A 14,314-nucleotide genomic window follows, 5' to 3' on the forward strand; every position below is an offset into this window, starting at 1 on the left:
CTTACAGCGCGCAGGACACGCAGCCTTCGATTTCGGTGCCTTCCAGCGCAAGCTGGCGCAGGCGAATGTAGTAGAGCGTTTTGATGCCCTTCTTCCAGGCGTAGATCTGCGCTCTGTTGATATCCCGCGTGGTGGCGGTGTCCGGGAAGAACAGCGTCAGCGACAGCCCCTGATCCACATGTTTTGTCGCCTCCGCGTAGGTATCGATGATTTTTTCCGGGCCGATCTCATACGCATCCTGATAGAGCGCCAGGTTCTCATTGGTCATAAACGGGGCTGGGTAGTAAACACGGCCGGTTTTGCCTTCCTTGCGGATTTCAATTTTCGACACGATCGGGTGAATGCTCGACGTGGCGTGGTTGATGTAGGAAATCGATCCGGTCGGCGGGACGGCCTGCAGGTTCTGGTTATAAATGCCGTAGCGGATCACGTCGTCACGCAGCTGCTGCCACATCTCGCGCGTCGGCAGGGTAATCCCCGCGCGGGCAAACAGTTCGCGCACTTTTTCGGTTTTCGGCTGCCAGTCGCCTTCCAGATACTGGCTGAAATATTCCCCGCTGGCGTAGCGGGACTGCTCAAAGCCCGCGAACCGCTGGTTACGCTCGCGCGCCAGCATCATCGAGGTGTGCAGAGCGTGCCAGGTAATGGTGTAGAAATAGAGGTTGGTGAAATCCAGCCCTTCCGGACTGCCGTAGGCGATGCCTTCGCGCGCCAGATAGCCGTGCAGGTTCATCTGCCCCAGCCCGATGGCGTGCGACGCGGCGTTGCCCGCTTCAATAGACGGCACGCTGCGGATGTGGCTCATGTCCGATACCGCCGTCAGCCCGCGAATGGCGGTCTCCACCGTGCGGCCAAAGTCGGGGGAATCCATGATGTGGGCTATATTCAGCGACCCGAGGTTGCAGGAGATATCCTTGCCGATGTCCGCGTAGTCCAGGTTCTCGTCGTAGGCTGACGCGCTGTTGACCTGCAAAATCTCCGAGCACAGGTTGCTCATGTTGATGCGCCCGGCAATCGGGTTCGCGCGGTTCACCGTATCCTCAAACATGATGTACGGATAGCCGGACTCAAACTGGATCTCCGCAAGCCGCTGGAAGAAATCGCGGGCGTTGATGGTTTTTTTGCGAATGCGATCGTCGGCCACCAGTTCGTCATAAAGTTCGCTGATGGCCACGTCGCCAAACGCTTTGCCGTAAATACGCTCGATGTCGTACGGCGAGAAGAGCGCCATCTCGGCATTATCCTTAGCCAGCTTAAAGGTGATGTCCGGGATCACCACGCCGAGAGACAGGGTTTTGATGCGAATTTTTTCGTCGGCGTTTTCGCGTTTGGTATCAAGAAAACGCAGAATGTCCGGGTGGTGCGCGTGCAGGTAAACCGCGCCCGCACCCTGACGGGCGCCAAGCTGGTTGGCATAGGAGAAGGCATCTTCCAGCATCTTCATCACCGGGATCACGCCGGAGGACTGGTTTTCGATGCGCTTGATCGGCGCGCCCGCTTCACGCAGGTTCGAGAGCAGAAACGCCACGCCGCCGCCGCGTTTGGAAAGCTGCAGCGCCGAGTTCACCGCGCGGCCAATCGACTCCATATTGTCTTCGATACGCAGCAGGAAGCAGGAAACCAGCTCGCCGCGCTGGGCTTTGCCGCAGTTGAGAAAGGTCGGCGTGGCGGGCTGGAAGCGTCCGGAGAGGATCTCGTCGGTGAGCTGCTCCGCCAGCGCTTCATCACCCTGCGCCAGCGTCAGGGCCACCATCACGGTGCGATCTTCAAAGCTCTCTAAATAGCGTTTACCGTCAAAGGTCTTGAGGGTATAGCTGGTGTAATACTTCCACGCGCCGAGAAACGTCTGGAAGCGAAAGCCGCTGGCGTGGGCGCGTTCAAACAGCGTCACCACAAAGGCGCGATCGTAGCGGGTGAGCGTGCGCGCGTCGTAGTAGCCCTCGTTAACCAGATAGTCGAGACGTTCATTCTGGCTCGCAAACGTCACGCTGTTGGGCCGCACGTGGGCGGCAAAAATGGCGTCCACCGCCTCACGATCTTTCTCGAACTGAATGCGCCCCTCCCGATCGTAGAGGTTAAGCATGGCGTTTAATGCGTGGTAATCCGGTGTCGCCTGAATCACCCGTTCTGCGGTTGTCGTTGCCAAAATTCGTTCACTCCTTTACGCACGTTTTCGACGTCCTGCTGTGTCCCCATCAGCTCAAAACGATAGAGATACGGTACGCCGCATTTTTGAGAAATGACATCCCCGGCGCGGCCGAAGGCATCGCCGAAATTGCGATTCCCCGCCGCGATCACGCCGCGAATCAGCCCGCGGTTATGAGGATCGTTCAGAAAGCGGATCACCTGGCGAGGCACGGCTCCCGCCGTGCCGCCTCCGCCATAGCTGGGCACCACCAGAATGTACGGTTCCTCTACCCGGATCCGCTCCCGCTCGTTCAGCGGAATGCGCACCGCAGGCAGCCCGACGCGCTCAATAAAGCGGAGCGTGTTTTCCGAGCTGCTGGAGAAGTAGACCAGCCCGCTCATACACGTGTGACCTGAGCACTCAGGCGGTTAATCATGTCCGGGCGGAAGCCGGACCAGCTTGTCTCCCCGGCGACCACCACCGGAAGCTGACGAAAACCCTGCTTGCGCAGGGTATCTGCGGCCTCAGGAACCTGATCAACATTCACCATTTCAAACGCCACGCCGCGGCTTTCCATTGCCCGTTTGGTCGCGTGGCACTGAACACAATCGTTACGAGTGTAAATAATAATGCTCATGATTCGTATTTCCATTTAAAATGAGAGTGCGGCGCGAATCATCGCGTCGGGTTGTGTGTATCTTGCTAAAAGGAATACTAGATGTAGTTATCTTAAGTTTCAACCATACAAGATATGGGAAATTTAGATTAATATCGCCCCTGTGATGAGCACAGCGGGGCAGGGCAGGCTGTACGGGTTTTTCAGGCTAACGGGCATAAAAAAGCCCCGGCGCCTGAGGCTACCGGGGCTGAGAACGCGGGCTTATTTACGCAGGCTGAGCAGGGCACCGACGAAGATGCCGACCGCTGCGACGGTTCCCAGAGTACATAGCGGTTTTTCACGCACGAAGGTCGTAGCACAGCTTGCCATATCGCAGGCAGCCTGCGTGGCGCGTGAACGTCCGTTCATACGGGCGCGGGTTTCACGGAGCAGAGACTGAGCCTTACGCTTTGCGGCATCCGCTTCGTCCTTTGCGTCACTTCCCCAGGACTTCAGCACCTCTTCCAGCGTGTCCGCTAATTGGCTGACATCATTACGAATATCCTGAGCGTCGTCATTAATATCGTTTCGGTTCGGTCTGTTAAACATACGATCCTCCGTAATTTTGTGTTCCCGTTCAGTTTAGTTCAGAAATTTAATATCTGAAGTGCATCACGCGTTATCCGGCAGTTTATGGACTATTCTGAAAGCCCTGCTATTGCTGAATACTGTAAGGTTGCCGGGCAGGAAAAGATAACGAGGAAAAGATATGTATTTACGACCTGACGAGGTGGCACGCGTTCTTGAAAAAGAGGGATTCACCATGGATGAGGTGACGTCAAAAGCGTATGGATATCGCCGCGGCGAGAATTATGTTTATGTTAATCGCGAAGCAAGAATGGGACGTACCGCTCTCATTATTCACCCGACGCTGAAAGACAGAAGTCTGTCATTTGCTGAGCCTGCCTCGGATATTAAAACCTGCGATCATTATCAGCAATTTCCGCTCTATTTAGGCGGTGAACGGCATGAGCATTATGGTATTCCGCACGGTTTCAGTTCGCGTATGGCACTGGAGCGATTTTTGAAGGGACTGTTTGGCGACGTACAGTAAATCCGCGACTGGCGTGCGCCAGTCGCTTCACATCACGCTTTTGCCTGGCTGTACTGGCTGACCTTGAACAGGCGGCGGCAGTAGTCGAGGAAATAGCCGTAAACGGCTCCCATCAACATCGAAATCACAATATTCGAACTGACCGCCGCAGCGATCTGGTGCCAGTCTGCACCGACCGTCAGGAGAATGGCCACGTAAACCGGCGACTGGAACGTCACATACGCCAGAACGTCCGCCAGGTTTTTCACCCAGCCTGCTGGGCTGATACGACGCGCGAAGCGCATTACGGCATCGCGGTATAAACCGTAAGGCCATGCAATAATAATATTGACCGGGATCGCCACCAGACGAGAAGAAAGCGACTGCTCGAAGGACATTCCGGAGAGGAATATTTCGATCAGCATGTTCACGACGGAACAGTAAACAACCATCGCGAAAGTATCCGCCACCGCGTGGCGCAGGCGAGATTGCGGCGAGAACATGTCTGAACTCCTTGAGAAGAACACAAAAGAAACGATTTTCCTTCAGCGGTTAGTGCTTTAGGTTGGTTTGTTTGACGTGTATAGGGTATATCTCTGCGTTTGAACTAACAACTAGTGATTAATTTTTATTTAATCGCCTTTTGTCCACAAAATTCTCTAAAGTTGTTCGTTTTTTGTTCCGATCGTTATAATCTGTCTTGTTTGAGAGTTTTTATATTAAAATCAATAACTTGTTTTTTTTGGTGGCGAGAAGGAGGAATCCCCATCTGATAGCGGTGGAGTATGCTGTGGTTTGGATTAAAGTTGGCTATTTATATTAATGTGGTGATTGGATTCACCGGTCTCCTGTCAGCGCCTTGCGCTATTATTAACAGCGAGTTCTAAATATATTTACACTGATGCCCGTACGGACCCTTGGGTAGATATTTCAACTCAAATGAATTATTCTGTCGGGGATTTATCTATTTACCCCCCAAAGAAAAGGTTTTCAAATAATATGTCTTTGACGTTACAGAATCTTAATAATATCCGAACCCTGCGCGCCATGGCGCGTGAATTATCCCTGGACGTTCTTGAGGAAATGCTGGAAAAAGTCAGGGTCGTTACTGAAGAGAAACGCAGCGAGCTGACGGAATTAGAGCAGCAGCGTGCTGAGCAGCAGGAAAAAATTAATGCCCTGCTGGAGCTGATGAAAGCTGATGGTATTTCACCGACTGACCTGCTGGGTTCTGAACTGGCGCAGACGGGTAAGCCAGCGAAAAAGCGTAAGCCGCGTGAAGCAAAATATCGCTTTATTGACCAGAACGGCGAAGAGAAAACGTGGACCGGCCAGGGCCGCACGCCGAAGCCTATCGCCAGCGCGCTGGCAGACGGTAAATCACTGGATGATTTTCTGATCTAACGAATGAGCCGGGCGGAACACGCCGCCCGGCTAGCTGTTCAGCAGACGCCGAAATCGCCTTCTTCGGTATAAGGCGCTACATCGGCGGCTTTCAGCGTATATTTCTCGCCTTGCTCATTGCTGGCCTGGACCGCCACAATGCTGTCACCGTTTACTTCGAGCACTTTCAGTTTCGGGCCGCCTTTACGCGGTTGCACATAATCACCGACAGAAAACATATTACCTCCTCATCGTTTTAGCGATCTTCACCTTAGCCCACGCATGACGCCGGGTACAGCGTATTTCACCGATTACTGCTTATGAGGTACGCCGGTTCCAGGGCATCACCTTGAGCAGTCGCGCCATGCCGCAAAAGCCCGTCACACCGGCGAACAGCAGCCCGGCTCCGACAAAACCGCTGAGCAGGAAAAAGCCGCTGGAGACGCTATAGCCCAGCACCACGCCGCAGAGTATCAACAGCCCGGCGGCAATTTGCACCTGACGCATCAGCGGTAGCGGCTGGGATTTGTCTTCGACGGTCGGCAGTCCGGCCTGCTTCCAGCCCTGAATGCCCCCCTCGACCACAAATGCCTCTGCGGGCGCGGCGGCCTGAGCAAGGCGGTCGGCATTCCCCGACGTCCGTGCGCCGGACTGGCAGTGAAAAATCACCGTATCGCCCGCCTGCGCGTTAAGTGCGCCGGGTAAGGTATCCAGCGGCACGGACCGCGCGGCGGGAATATGCTCGCGGGCGTACTCATCGGCATCACGAATATCAATCAGTTTTGCGCCTTCAGCGACGCGGGCATTCGCCTGGCGCGGTGAAAGAAGAGGAAGTGACATGGCGACTCCTTACGGGCAATAAAGGGTTTTCAGGGTGCTGATAAGCTGATGTACCGCATCGTTTTTAATGGAATAGAGAATGCGCTGCGCGTCGCGAGTGCTGTCGATAAGCCCTTCCTCACGCATGCGCGCCAGATGCTGCGACGTGGCGGAAGGACTTAGCCCCGTGGCTCGCGCAAGCTCCCCCGCGCTGGTGCCGGGCGCTCCGCACAGGGTGCAGAGGATCAGCAGCCGACGCGGGTTGCTCATCGCTTTTAAGAGTGTGGCGGCCTGCCCGGCGCTGGCCTGAAGCTGTTCGAGTTCTGTCATAATAGTTTAGTATTTACTTAATTAAGTGAATGCTAAACTAATTCGATGCATTAAACCAGCGTCAAAAGCGTAAAAGAGGGTAAACGCGAGGCCCGGAACTGGTACAGATGAATAAACTGGCTATGCTTACAGCGTTCTCTTTATTATTTTCAATGGATTAGATTGAACGGAGTGTTTATATGGGATTTTGGCGTATTGTTTTTACGATCCTCATACCGCCGCTGGGCGTGCTGTTGGGTAAAGGGTTTGGCTGGGCGTTTATTATCAACATTCTTCTGACGCTGCTGGGCTACTTCCCCGGCCTCATTCACGCGTTTTGGGTACAGAGCAAAAGCTAGGCGCGCCAGAGTAAATCGCTATAGATATCGGTCAGTACCCCCGCTGGACCAAACTGCTGCTTGATCCACCGCGTGACCTGGCCGGTTGCGGCATGCTGCGTGGCGAGCAGCATGCGCGAATCCTGACGCGGGTTATTAATCCGTCGGGTGACCAGCAGCCCCGCTTCGACCGCCTCGCGGGCCATGTATTCCGGCAAAAAGCCAATCCCTTCGCCCAGGATCTGACACTGACATTTGGTGTTAAAGTCCGGGACCAGAATTGCCTCCTGCCCGTGCAGCAGCCAGCCAACCTTTTTGTTAATGGTATGCGCGGTATCTTCCACCATGATGTTGGGATACAGGCGCAGCTGGCTTTCCGCTATTGGCTCCGGGGTGAACGCCAGCGGGTGTTCCGGCGCGATGGCAAAGACCCAGCGGATGGCGCCGATCTCGGTGTAATCAATCCCGCCGCCGTCCAGCAGCGTGTCCGGCGCGCCAATCGCGATGTTGGCCTGGTTGTTGATGATCGAATCCCAGACGCCGTTGTAGACCTCGGTGGTCACGGTGATCTGACAGGTGGGAAACTGCTTTTTTAGCACCTGCAGCAGCCGCGCCGTATGGCGTGGGGTATACAAAAGCTGGTTGATACAGATGCGCACCCGCGCCTCAATGCCCTGAGAGATGGTATCAATCCCGCGCTTGATGGCGTGAAAGTCGTTCAGCAGGTCGGTGGCCTTACGGTAAAAGTAAAATCCGGACTCGGTCAGCTCGATGCTGCGCGTGCTGCGGACGAACAGCACCACGTCCAGCCCGGTCTCCATGCGCTTAATGGTGTAACTGATGGCAGAGGTCGTCACGCCCAGCTCGGCGGCGGCTTTGCTGAAGCTGCCGAAGCGAGCGGCGGTAGTAAAGGCCAGCAGGTTCTCTTCGGTAAAGATGGAATTCATATCTCACTCTCTTCAGCCATCAGTTTTGAACATATTTTAACAGCGTCGTTACAACGCATTTGAAGCCGATCACAGTTCTGACTCTTTGTCGAAAGCCGCATGCAGTAAGGCTTCGTCAGACATAAGCATAATGCAGCCAGAAGCGATAAAAAGCGGGAAAACATAAGAAAAAGGTTGCACAGACGCACGTTTTGACCGGTTTATTGAATTTACCTCAACAATGAATTGGTGATGCTGCCAACTTACTGATTTAGTGTATGATGGTGTTTTTGAGGTGCTCCAGTGGCTTCTGTTTCTATCAGCTGTCCCTCCTGTTCAGCTACTGACGGGGTGGTGCGTAACGGTAAAAGTACTGCCGGACATCAGCGCTATCTCTGCTCTCACTGCCGTAAAACATGGCAGTTACAGTTCACATACACCGCCTCTCAACCCGGTACGCACCAGAAAATCATTGATATGGCCATGAATGGCGTTGGATGCCGGGCAACCGCCCGCATTATGGGCGTTGGCCTCAACACGATTTTACGTCACTTAAAAAACTCAGGCCGCAGTCGGTAACCTCGCGCATACAGCCGGGCAGTGACGTCATCGTCTGCGCGGAAATGGACGAACAGTGGGGCTACGTCGGGGCTAAATCGCGCCAGCGCTGGCTGTTTTACGCGTATGACAGGCTCCGGAAGACGGTTGTTGCGCACGTATTCGGTGAACGCACTATGGCGACGCTGGGGCGTCTTATGAGCCTGCTGTCACCCTTTGACGTGGTGATATGGATGACGGATGGCTGGCCGCTGTATGAATCCCGCCTGAAGGGAAAGCTGCACGTAATCAGCAAGCGATATACGCAGCGAATTGAGCGGCATAACCTGAATCTGAGGCAGCACCTGGCACGGCTGGGACGGAAGTCGCTGTCGTTCTCAAAATCGGTGGAGCTGCATGATAAAGTCATCGGGCATTATCTGAACATAAAACACTATCAATAATTTGGAGTCATTACCGCCGGTTTCTATATTAATATCAGACCATCTTGCACGAACTGCTTCGCCTGGACGAACCCATGTTAGAAGCTGCCATTCAATCAATAATCGTGTTTCTAAACGGATAGAAGCATTGTTTAGAGCAACCAGGAAGCGGGGGAGTTCGGAAGGGGGTAATGCAGGCATGTTCTGCTTTTTAGGCTTACTGAACCGTTGCCCAAGGTTGTCAGCCGGATTGAATTCGATAAGTTCCTCAGTTGCTGCGTAACGGAAAATTTCATTTAATCGAGAAATGATTCGCCGTAAAGTTTCGAGGACTCCTCGTTGCTCAATTGGGTCAAGATGTTGCTTTAAGAGTTTAGGCCGGATCTCATTGATAGGAACATTACCCAATCCGGGAAAGATATTTCTCTCCAGGCTTCGCCAGATGTCGTTAGCATGATCCAGAGAGATACCTGAGGTCTTTACCTTCTCATCTAACCATTTCCTTGTCACGGCTTGGAGAGTGTGTTCAGTAGCATTCTTTAAGGCATTAGCTTTATCGTTGTTATGGACTTGAGGATCAATGCCATTGGCAAGCAAGGAAAGGTATTCATCTCGTAAGGCTCTGGCTCTTGCCAGTGTAAGGTGAGGATAGGTCCCAAGGCTCATTTTTGTTCTTTTCTTGCTTACTGGTACTGCATACCTGAAATACCAATTTTTCTTGCCACCTTTCGCCAAAGGAGCGATTCGTAGAATCAAACCATCCCCGTCGAACAAGTTGATTTCTTTATCGGCTGGCTTGGTGCTTTTGATTTCAGTGTCAGTGAGTTTCTTAGCGATTTTTGCCATTTGGGACCCTCGGTTTTTGGACCCATCTTAGAGGGTCCCATTCAGGGTGCCATAACTTATAGTTCTCAGCAATTTTCACTGGACGACAATAGACGTAAAAAAGCCCGCAGAGCTTGTGCTGTGCGGGCTTAGTAGACTTCATTGTACTTCAAACAACTAAAAAGTGGTGGGCTGGCGGAGTCTGAATTGGTGCTATAACTTATTGTTTAATGGCTGGTAATGTTCAGTTCAATTTTCACTTTGGTCCCATTGTTGGTCCTAAAAGAAAATGTCAGGTTTTTTTCGGGGGAGGGGAGGGTACAGCAGAAGTTTCTTCGTCTGTGAGATTAGCATTTTGCTTTCCTTTAGTCTGCTCTGTATTTAAGCGTTTATTTCACGTTAGTTTTTAGCAAGCCGCTAGAGCGCCTTGCTCGCAGAATATCCACTACGGAAAGATACGGGGTTTGTTCTTGCCACGAAAATCCCTTTCGGTCGATACGAACCAGTTCGTATTTTTCCACCAGAAAATTAACAGCATTAGCCAGAGTGATACCGGCATCGATATGCTCCTTTATAACGGTTTCATCGCTAAAAGGTGTGTCGCTTAGCATTAGGCCATAGTGCTGCTCAAGCAGACGAGTAAGTAACATTTGCCAGACTGCAACGGGCGACAGACAGGGCTTCGCCGCCCGCGAAATTGTAGCAGGTAGAGTTTTCATGCTTGCTCTCGTGAAATTTGTTAGCGTTGAGTGGGATAAATGGCGATGTATACGTAGCCGCAACTACCAAGGGTATCGGCTTCGCAGGTGAAACCGTTGTGGTACAGGGTGACACAGCGGGCATGGCGGGGATTCATTTCACCAGTGGTCAGCATCGATTCCATCTGACTGATAAAATGCGGAAATGCCACATCCAGCTTAAAACATTCGGCATCACTAAACTTACCGGTGATACTGGCCCGGTCAGCCAGATAATGCAGTTGGTTCCCCTCCTGTACCAGACGGGCTCCCAGACGCGGCGTGGTATCCCGCTGCAGGCCCCATGTAATGTTGCTCATTTATAACCACCTTTATTGTCAGTTCAGAGTGATACTCATCAGACAGGCATAGGGCCCGTTGCAGTCCTGGCGGCGTTCGGCGTATACCGCCAGCACGCCGGGAATGTCAGGAACTACCTTACCGGTGTAATGACAGACACTGCCGTGCCACTGGTATCTGCCGGTGCAGTATCGAAAAATGCGTGAGGCCGGATGCTGACGGTAAATTGTCATCGCCCGGAGTTTACTGATAATTTTCATGTAATACCTCAAAGCAGACCATGCTCAGCGAACGACAATATCTGCGTACCACCGACGATAAGGTGGTCAGGCACACGGATATCAACGAGCTGAAGCGCCTGCACCAGACGCTGCGTTATGGTCTTATCTGCCTGGCTGGGCGTGGTATCGCCGGAGGGGTGGTTATGCGCCAGTATCACTGCTGCTGCATTGAAATACAGGGCGCGTTTGACCACCTCACGGGGATGTACCTCGGTGCTGCTGATGGAACCGGCAAACAGGGTTTCATGGGCAATCAATTGGTTCTGCTGATTCAGATACAGCACCATAAACTCTTCGCGCTCCAGTCCCGCCATTTTCAGTTTCAGCCAGTCACGGGCAGCCTGAGTGGAAGTGAATGCCACGCCTGTTTCGCGTAGGTGTCGGTCAAGTAGCGTCAAGGCGCGTTTTACCGTGCGTTGTGCGGTTAGTGGTAGTGCCGGAGTTAGTGGGATAATTGACTGTTCCATCATAAGTATCCTTAATCAATAATGCGCAGAATGGCGCTGGATTCAGGGTGCTGCAGGGCGTAATCCCGCAGGCGGTAATAGTGCTCCGTCATGGCATCGCATTCGGTGCGACAGGCGTGATGGCTGTATTCAATCAGGCAGACAGCGATACCTGAGGCTTCTGCACTCATTTGGGTACCATTGCCGTTCATGCTGTTGAACATATGCCAGTTATCGTCAGCGTCAGGGGCCATAAACGCGCCGCCATTGCTGAGCGTATAAAAGGACCAGATACCACCGCTGTACTCATCACAGAAGCGGTCCATCCAGGCGAAAATACGGGGTTCCAGCGTTACCCATTGCGGGATAGCGCCAAAGTAAAGCGGCCAGAAATCGAGGCGCTGTTCGTCAGGTACTGGTGTTGCAGTGAGGTCAAATTGAGGTTCATTAGCGGACATCAATTCGCATTGCGTTTGTGTCGTCATGGATATTCTCCGTCAATAAAAACGCCAGCGACGATGGCTGGCGTATGGGAAATAAAGGACTTGCAGGGATGATGAATGGGTGTGGTCAGGAGGAGGATGTTCTGAGGATGCCGTACTGTCGGATATAACGGTTAAGCCCTTCACCGGCATCCGGTTCAAAGTTCCACGCCCGCCAGACCATCCGGCCTTCGGGGTCGCGAACTATCAGACGGAAGTGACTGCCCTGGTCGTCTTCAATGGCGATGTTGTGATAGCGGCGGGTAACAGCTTCGGCCTGCTGGCGAGTGAATGAACCCGACGGCAGTAATTGAGATTCAGGCATTCGGTGTACCTTAAAAGCAAAAGCCCCTGACGCAGACGCGTCAGGGGCTGTGGGAGTATGCAGGTGTGGGGGGATTATCAGTAACCGGTTTGTACCTTATACAGCCGCAGGGTTTTACTGCCCCGGACAATCTTCACATACAGAGCATTATCTTTCGGGCCACGCACAAACCCGGCCTGCACATCGCCCTTACAGTCACCACCATCGTAAGGAATATTGACACCGGTCTGGCGCACCAGGTCGATAACCCCGAAGCTTAAGTCCTCACAGGCCGGGCCCGGCAGGTCCTGAATCAGGGCAAATTTATGGTCGTCGCTGACACCGGTCAGTGAGCACATGGACGTATTGATGTCGTTTCCCTGGCACCAGTACTCCTGACCGGGATTATCTTTATCCATCAGACTTGCCGGAAGCTGAGCGGCACCGGCACTGTAGGCAGCAAGTGACAGAATGAGGGCGGGTACAGCAGAGGTCATCATTTTCAGCATGGTTTTCTTCCTGAATTAATCCAGCCCGCTGTCGGGCAAAATGAGAGATTGATATCGGGTGTTCTCAGAAACGCCGGTAGCGAAACAGCTCTTTGCCCTGGTACAGCGCCACCAGGTCGTCATATTCCGGCTTCTTCTGGTTGGGCTTAAAGGTCACTACCGTGCCCGGACGGCACAGATCTTTTACGGTGAGACCGAATTTCTTATCCGGAGTAATGGTGAATCCCTTCGACACATCGTTGTGCATGATAGTTATCCAGCCCCACAGGCCGCCTTCGCAGTCTTTAAAGGGTGCTGAACGCACCGTGACCATCCCGCCCTGACGGTCAACAGACATGGCTTCGCATTTTCCGGTAACCTGTCGATGCGCATCACACCAGAAAATATTCCCGTTGTTGTCATTGACGACTGCAGGTAGCGTCCGGTTATAAGGCTGAGCCTGAGCGCCCGCACAGAGCAGAAGGCTCCCGGTAATACCCAGTATTTTAATCAGTGTTTTCATTACGTTGGTCCTTAACAGAGAAAGAATCAGGTAGTAGTCATTCAGGCCCAGACGGTCAGGCCCAGCATCAAAAGCCATACCCAGAAGTAAGCCGGTTTATGACCGAGAGTTTTCGCCCGCCGCCACAGATAGAACGGCACCAGCCAGGCCAGCTTGCCGAACGTGGTGGTGTCCACTCCGGCCTTACGCATGCGTCGTTCATCGAGATACCCCAGTGTGATATTGAGCAGCAGCGTGATAAACCAGTACTGCCCGCCCGAGACGGCCTCATATGCCTCGTCAAAAGACATTCCGTTCAGCCCTGCCGTCCACAGCTCGAGCGCATAACCAATGAAAGGAGCAAATGCCAGCGTCCATACCACTCCGCCCGGAATGCGACTCCCCGGCAGCGCTGGTGGTGTGGTGCTGTGGAGCAGCGCAGAAGCCAGCGGGGTGGCGGAGACCGGTTGCCAGTCCGGCATGCCCTGTCGCCACACCAGCGTGGCAGCAGTGAGTTCACCGCGCTTAATCAGGCCAGTGATGTCGTCTTCGGTCACATTGTCGTGACGTATGCCATTTTTCTCGTAATGCCAGGTCATTGTTTTTCCTTCTTAACAGAGGTAATTAAATCAGTGTGTTGCCCTGCTCCTCCTCAGAGGGCCCAGGAGACAGGATTTCGCGAATACAGCTGAAGTGCGGTAGAGCCCGGATAAAGCCCACCTGTGTGGTTAACTGGCTGAGACGTTCTCGCGGGGTAAAAGTGGTGTTCAGGACTGTCACCGCATGGATTGTCGCCAGAGGGTGCACAGTGATATGCCCGTTAAGTTCACCGGTGAGGTACCAGCAGCCGTCGAGTGATATCAGGCGGTACGGAGCCAGCCCGTCACAGCGCTCTCCCTCGGCCAGCAGCAGTACCCGCTGGCAGGCGGTAATGGCACTAACAAGACGGTAGAACACCAGTGAGATGGCCGGTGACACAGACTGTGGCGGCTGCCATACCAGACACGGCATCCCTCCTGCAGTGAGCAGCATGCCCGCCAGACGCCGGTCCAGCCCCGGAAAAATATCGGCCAGTCCGGCCCGGTGTGCGAAGGTCAGCGCATCCAGCTCCCCCTGTACGCCCCCACCGGTGCTGCGCAGGCGGCATTGCCCCCGTCGATACTCAAGGTCGAGGTACATCAGCCGTTCGCGAAAATCCCGTCGCAGGGTACGGACTGACACACCAAACTCTGCAGCCAGCCGCGCCATGTTCAGCGTTTCACCTGCAACCAGGCGGCTGATTATCAGTGACAGCCTGACAGCCAGCCGATCATGACGGCGCTCTGCCTGTGTCATCTTAAATCTCCGTAATAGTTAACTGACTGAATATGAAATG

General features: G+C 53.5%; 23 protein-coding genes and 1 pseudogene. 4 read left to right on the forward strand and 20 right to left on the reverse strand.

What is annotated here, in order from left to right; genetic code table 11:
• Window position 1: 1 nt before the first annotated feature.
• The 4 genes from nrdE to ACJ69_RS22440 all read right to left on the reverse strand — a co-directional run bounded on the left by nrdE (window position 2) and on the right by ACJ69_RS22440 (window position 3,335).
• Entirely contained in the window at window positions 2-2,146 is a 2,145-nt protein-coding gene (gene nrdE / locus ACJ69_RS22425; protein WP_059347770.1) for a class 1b ribonucleoside-diphosphate reductase subunit alpha, read from the reverse strand.
• Window positions 2,119-2,529: a class Ib ribonucleoside-diphosphate reductase assembly flavoprotein NrdI gene (nrdI, locus tag ACJ69_RS22430; RefSeq protein WP_029742052.1), complete on the reverse strand. Its 411-nt coding sequence runs from the start codon at window positions 2,527-2,529 to the stop codon at window positions 2,119-2,121. The genes nrdE and nrdI overlap by 28 nt, the downstream gene beginning before the upstream one ends.
• Window positions 2,526-2,765, reverse strand: a complete 240-nt coding sequence (gene nrdH / locus ACJ69_RS22435) for a glutaredoxin-like protein NrdH (protein WP_047646212.1) — start codon at window positions 2,763-2,765, stop codon at window positions 2,526-2,528. Before nrdH ends, nrdI begins: the two co-directional genes overlap by 4 nt.
• Window positions 2,766-3,008: 243 nt before the next feature.
• Window positions 3,009-3,335 (reverse strand): DUF883 domain-containing protein, encoded by a 327-nt coding sequence (locus ACJ69_RS22440; RefSeq protein ID WP_023308924.1) that lies wholly within the window; start codon window positions 3,333-3,335, stop codon window positions 3,009-3,011.
• Between the two features lie 160 nt (window positions 3,336-3,495).
• Here ACJ69_RS22440 and ACJ69_RS22445 point away from each other — a divergent pair, with 160 nt between their 5' ends.
• Complete coding sequence (locus ACJ69_RS22445; RefSeq protein WP_023333165.1) at window positions 3,496-3,840, forward strand: DUF2002 family protein; 345 nt, start codon at window positions 3,496-3,498, stop codon at window positions 3,838-3,840.
• A gap of 32 nt (window positions 3,841-3,872) precedes the next feature.
• Here the strand turns inward: ACJ69_RS22445 and alaE are convergent, their stop codons facing one another.
• A complete protein-coding gene (gene alaE, locus ACJ69_RS22450; protein ID WP_008502567.1) occupies window positions 3,873-4,322 on the reverse strand; it encodes an L-alanine exporter AlaE in 450 nt (149 codons plus the stop codon).
• 496 nt (window positions 4,323-4,818) lie between these two features.
• On the opposite strand from alaE, the gene stpA reads away from it, so the two are divergent.
• Entirely contained in the window at window positions 4,819-5,223 is a 405-nt protein-coding gene (gene stpA / locus ACJ69_RS22455) for a DNA-binding protein StpA (RefSeq protein WP_032660403.1), read from the forward strand.
• A 38-nt stretch (window positions 5,224-5,261) separates the two neighbouring features.
• Here stpA and ACJ69_RS22460 read toward each other — a convergent pair whose 3' ends face one another.
• From ACJ69_RS22460 to ACJ69_RS22470, 3 genes are all read right to left on the reverse strand, one after another.
• Window positions 5,262-5,441 (reverse strand): YodC family protein, encoded by a 180-nt coding sequence (locus ACJ69_RS22460; protein WP_023308920.1) that lies wholly within the window; start codon window positions 5,439-5,441, stop codon window positions 5,262-5,264.
• 79 nt (window positions 5,442-5,520) lie between these two features.
• Window positions 5,521-6,042 (reverse strand): rhodanese family protein, encoded by a 522-nt coding sequence (locus ACJ69_RS22465; protein WP_059347771.1) that lies wholly within the window; start codon window positions 6,040-6,042, stop codon window positions 5,521-5,523.
• 9 nt (window positions 6,043-6,051) lie between these two features.
• Window positions 6,052-6,351, reverse strand: coding sequence for an ArsR/SmtB family transcription factor (locus tag ACJ69_RS22470; RefSeq protein ID WP_029742056.1), 300 nt, complete (start codon window positions 6,349-6,351; stop codon window positions 6,052-6,054).
• A 179-nt stretch (window positions 6,352-6,530) separates the two neighbouring features.
• Here ACJ69_RS22470 and ACJ69_RS22475 point away from each other — a divergent pair, with 179 nt between their 5' ends.
• On the forward strand, window positions 6,531-6,689 hold the full coding sequence (locus tag ACJ69_RS22475) for a YqaE/Pmp3 family membrane protein (RefSeq protein WP_023308917.1): 159 nt from the start codon (window positions 6,531-6,533) through the stop codon (window positions 6,687-6,689).
• On the opposite strand, the gene ACJ69_RS22480 is transcribed toward ACJ69_RS22475, so the two are convergent.
• Window positions 6,686-7,615, reverse strand: coding sequence for a LysR substrate-binding domain-containing protein (locus ACJ69_RS22480; protein WP_029742057.1), 930 nt, complete (start codon window positions 7,613-7,615; stop codon window positions 6,686-6,688). The two genes, ACJ69_RS22475 and ACJ69_RS22480, sit on opposite strands and share 4 nt — an antisense overlap.
• 282 nt (window positions 7,616-7,897) lie before the next feature.
• Here ACJ69_RS22480 and ACJ69_RS22485 point away from each other — a divergent pair.
• A protein-coding gene (locus ACJ69_RS22485; protein WP_103215986.1) for an IS1-like element IS1A family transposase occupies window positions 7,898-8,595 on the forward strand; the annotation gives its coding sequence in 2 pieces (ribosomal slippage) (window positions 7,898-8,147 and window positions 8,147-8,595; 699 coding nt in all).
• A gap of 27 nt (window positions 8,596-8,622) precedes the next feature.
• On the opposite strand, the pseudogene ACJ69_RS22490 reads toward ACJ69_RS22485, so the two are convergent.
• The 11 genes and pseudogenes from ACJ69_RS22490 to ACJ69_RS22540 form a co-directional block, all read right to left on the reverse strand.
• Window positions 8,623-9,420: pseudogene (locus ACJ69_RS22490) on the reverse strand (integrase arm-type DNA-binding domain-containing protein); the annotation flags it as partial.
• Between the two features lie 368 nt (window positions 9,421-9,788).
• On the reverse strand, window positions 9,789-10,118 hold the full coding sequence (locus ACJ69_RS22495; RefSeq protein WP_047358936.1) for a TA system toxin CbtA family protein: 330 nt from the start codon (window positions 10,116-10,118) through the stop codon (window positions 9,789-9,791).
• 20 nt (window positions 10,119-10,138) lie between these two features.
• Entirely contained in the window at window positions 10,139-10,456 is a 318-nt protein-coding gene (locus ACJ69_RS22500) for a type IV toxin-antitoxin system YeeU family antitoxin (RefSeq protein ID WP_047358935.1), read from the reverse strand.
• A gap of 18 nt (window positions 10,457-10,474) precedes the next feature.
• On the reverse strand, window positions 10,475-10,696 hold the full coding sequence (locus ACJ69_RS22505; protein WP_047358934.1) for a DUF987 domain-containing protein: 222 nt from the start codon (window positions 10,694-10,696) through the stop codon (window positions 10,475-10,477).
• An 8-nt stretch (window positions 10,697-10,704) separates the two neighbouring features.
• The gene (locus ACJ69_RS22510; RefSeq protein ID WP_032238502.1) at window positions 10,705-11,187 is read right to left on the reverse strand and encodes a JAB domain-containing protein; all 483 of its coding nucleotides are present in this window, start codon (window positions 11,185-11,187) and stop codon (window positions 10,705-10,707) included.
• Window positions 11,188-11,195: 8 nt separating this feature from the next.
• Entirely contained in the window at window positions 11,196-11,648 is a 453-nt protein-coding gene (locus tag ACJ69_RS22515) for an antirestriction protein (protein ID WP_047358933.1), read from the reverse strand.
• Between the two features lie 85 nt (window positions 11,649-11,733).
• Entirely contained in the window at window positions 11,734-11,970 is a 237-nt protein-coding gene (locus ACJ69_RS22520) for a DUF905 domain-containing protein (RefSeq protein ID WP_047358932.1), read from the reverse strand.
• Between the two features lie 77 nt (window positions 11,971-12,047).
• The gene (locus ACJ69_RS22525; RefSeq protein WP_047358931.1) at window positions 12,048-12,458 is read right to left on the reverse strand and encodes a hypothetical protein; all 411 of its coding nucleotides are present in this window, start codon (window positions 12,456-12,458) and stop codon (window positions 12,048-12,050) included.
• A 64-nt stretch (window positions 12,459-12,522) separates the two neighbouring features.
• On the reverse strand, window positions 12,523-12,960 hold the full coding sequence (locus tag ACJ69_RS22530; protein WP_038434461.1) for a hypothetical protein: 438 nt from the start codon (window positions 12,958-12,960) through the stop codon (window positions 12,523-12,525).
• A gap of 41 nt (window positions 12,961-13,001) precedes the next feature.
• Complete coding sequence (locus ACJ69_RS22535; protein ID WP_047358930.1) at window positions 13,002-13,538, reverse strand: DUF4339 domain-containing protein; 537 nt, start codon at window positions 13,536-13,538, stop codon at window positions 13,002-13,004.
• Between the two features lie 25 nt (window positions 13,539-13,563).
• Window positions 13,564-14,274 (reverse strand): DeoR family transcriptional regulator, encoded by a 711-nt coding sequence (locus tag ACJ69_RS22540; RefSeq protein ID WP_047358929.1) that lies wholly within the window; start codon window positions 14,272-14,274, stop codon window positions 13,564-13,566.
• Between the last annotated feature and the right edge of the window lie 40 nt (window positions 14,275-14,314).

Origin of the sequence: Enterobacter asburiae, assembly GCF_001521715.1 — a bacterium.
In the GTDB taxonomy this organism is placed as follows: domain Bacteria; phylum Pseudomonadota; class Gammaproteobacteria; order Enterobacterales; family Enterobacteriaceae; genus Enterobacter; species Enterobacter asburiae.

Coding starts and splice junctions, on each gene's coding strand:
- nrdI (WP_029742052.1), bottom strand. CDS start 2,529: ATGAGCGGGCTGGTCTACTTCTCCAGCAGCTCGGAAAACACGCTCCGC.
- nrdH (WP_047646212.1), bottom strand. CDS start 2,765: ATGAGCATTATTATTTACACTCGTAACGATTGTGTTCAGTGCCACGCG.
- ACJ69_RS22440 (WP_023308924.1), bottom strand. CDS start 3,335: ATGTTTAACAGACCGAACCGAAACGATATTAATGACGACGCTCAGGAT.
- ACJ69_RS22445 (WP_023333165.1), top strand. CDS start 3,496: ATGTATTTACGACCTGACGAGGTGGCACGCGTTCTTGAAAAAGAGGGA.
- alaE (WP_008502567.1), bottom strand. CDS start 4,322: ATGTTCTCGCCGCAATCTCGCCTGCGCCACGCGGTGGCGGATACTTTC.
- stpA (WP_032660403.1), top strand. CDS start 4,819: ATGTCTTTGACGTTACAGAATCTTAATAATATCCGAACCCTGCGCGCC.
- ACJ69_RS22460 (WP_023308920.1), bottom strand. CDS start 5,441: ATGTTTTCTGTCGGTGATTATGTGCAACCGCGTAAAGGCGGCCCGAAA.
- ACJ69_RS22465 (WP_059347771.1), bottom strand. CDS start 6,042: ATGTCACTTCCTCTTCTTTCACCGCGCCAGGCGAATGCCCGCGTCGCT.
- ACJ69_RS22470 (WP_029742056.1), bottom strand. CDS start 6,351: ATGACAGAACTCGAACAGCTTCAGGCCAGCGCCGGGCAGGCCGCCACA.
- ACJ69_RS22475 (WP_023308917.1), top strand. CDS start 6,531: ATGGGATTTTGGCGTATTGTTTTTACGATCCTCATACCGCCGCTGGGC.
- ACJ69_RS22480 (WP_029742057.1), bottom strand. CDS start 7,615: ATGAATTCCATCTTTACCGAAGAGAACCTGCTGGCCTTTACTACCGCC.
- ACJ69_RS22495 (WP_047358936.1), bottom strand. CDS start 10,118: ATGAAAACTCTACCTGCTACAATTTCGCGGGCGGCGAAGCCCTGTCTG.
- ACJ69_RS22500 (WP_047358935.1), bottom strand. CDS start 10,456: ATGAGCAACATTACATGGGGCCTGCAGCGGGATACCACGCCGCGTCTG.
- ACJ69_RS22505 (WP_047358934.1), bottom strand. CDS start 10,696: ATGAAAATTATCAGTAAACTCCGGGCGATGACAATTTACCGTCAGCAT.
- ACJ69_RS22510 (WP_032238502.1), bottom strand. CDS start 11,187: ATGATGGAACAGTCAATTATCCCACTAACTCCGGCACTACCACTAACC.
- ACJ69_RS22515 (WP_047358933.1), bottom strand. CDS start 11,648: ATGACGACACAAACGCAATGCGAATTGATGTCCGCTAATGAACCTCAA.
- ACJ69_RS22520 (WP_047358932.1), bottom strand. CDS start 11,970: ATGCCTGAATCTCAATTACTGCCGTCGGGTTCATTCACTCGCCAGCAG.
- ACJ69_RS22525 (WP_047358931.1), bottom strand. CDS start 12,458: ATGCTGAAAATGATGACCTCTGCTGTACCCGCCCTCATTCTGTCACTT.
- ACJ69_RS22530 (WP_038434461.1), bottom strand. CDS start 12,960: ATGAAAACACTGATTAAAATACTGGGTATTACCGGGAGCCTTCTGCTC.
- ACJ69_RS22535 (WP_047358930.1), bottom strand. CDS start 13,538: ATGACCTGGCATTACGAGAAAAATGGCATACGTCACGACAATGTGACC.
- ACJ69_RS22540 (WP_047358929.1), bottom strand. CDS start 14,274: ATGACACAGGCAGAGCGCCGTCATGATCGGCTGGCTGTCAGGCTGTCA.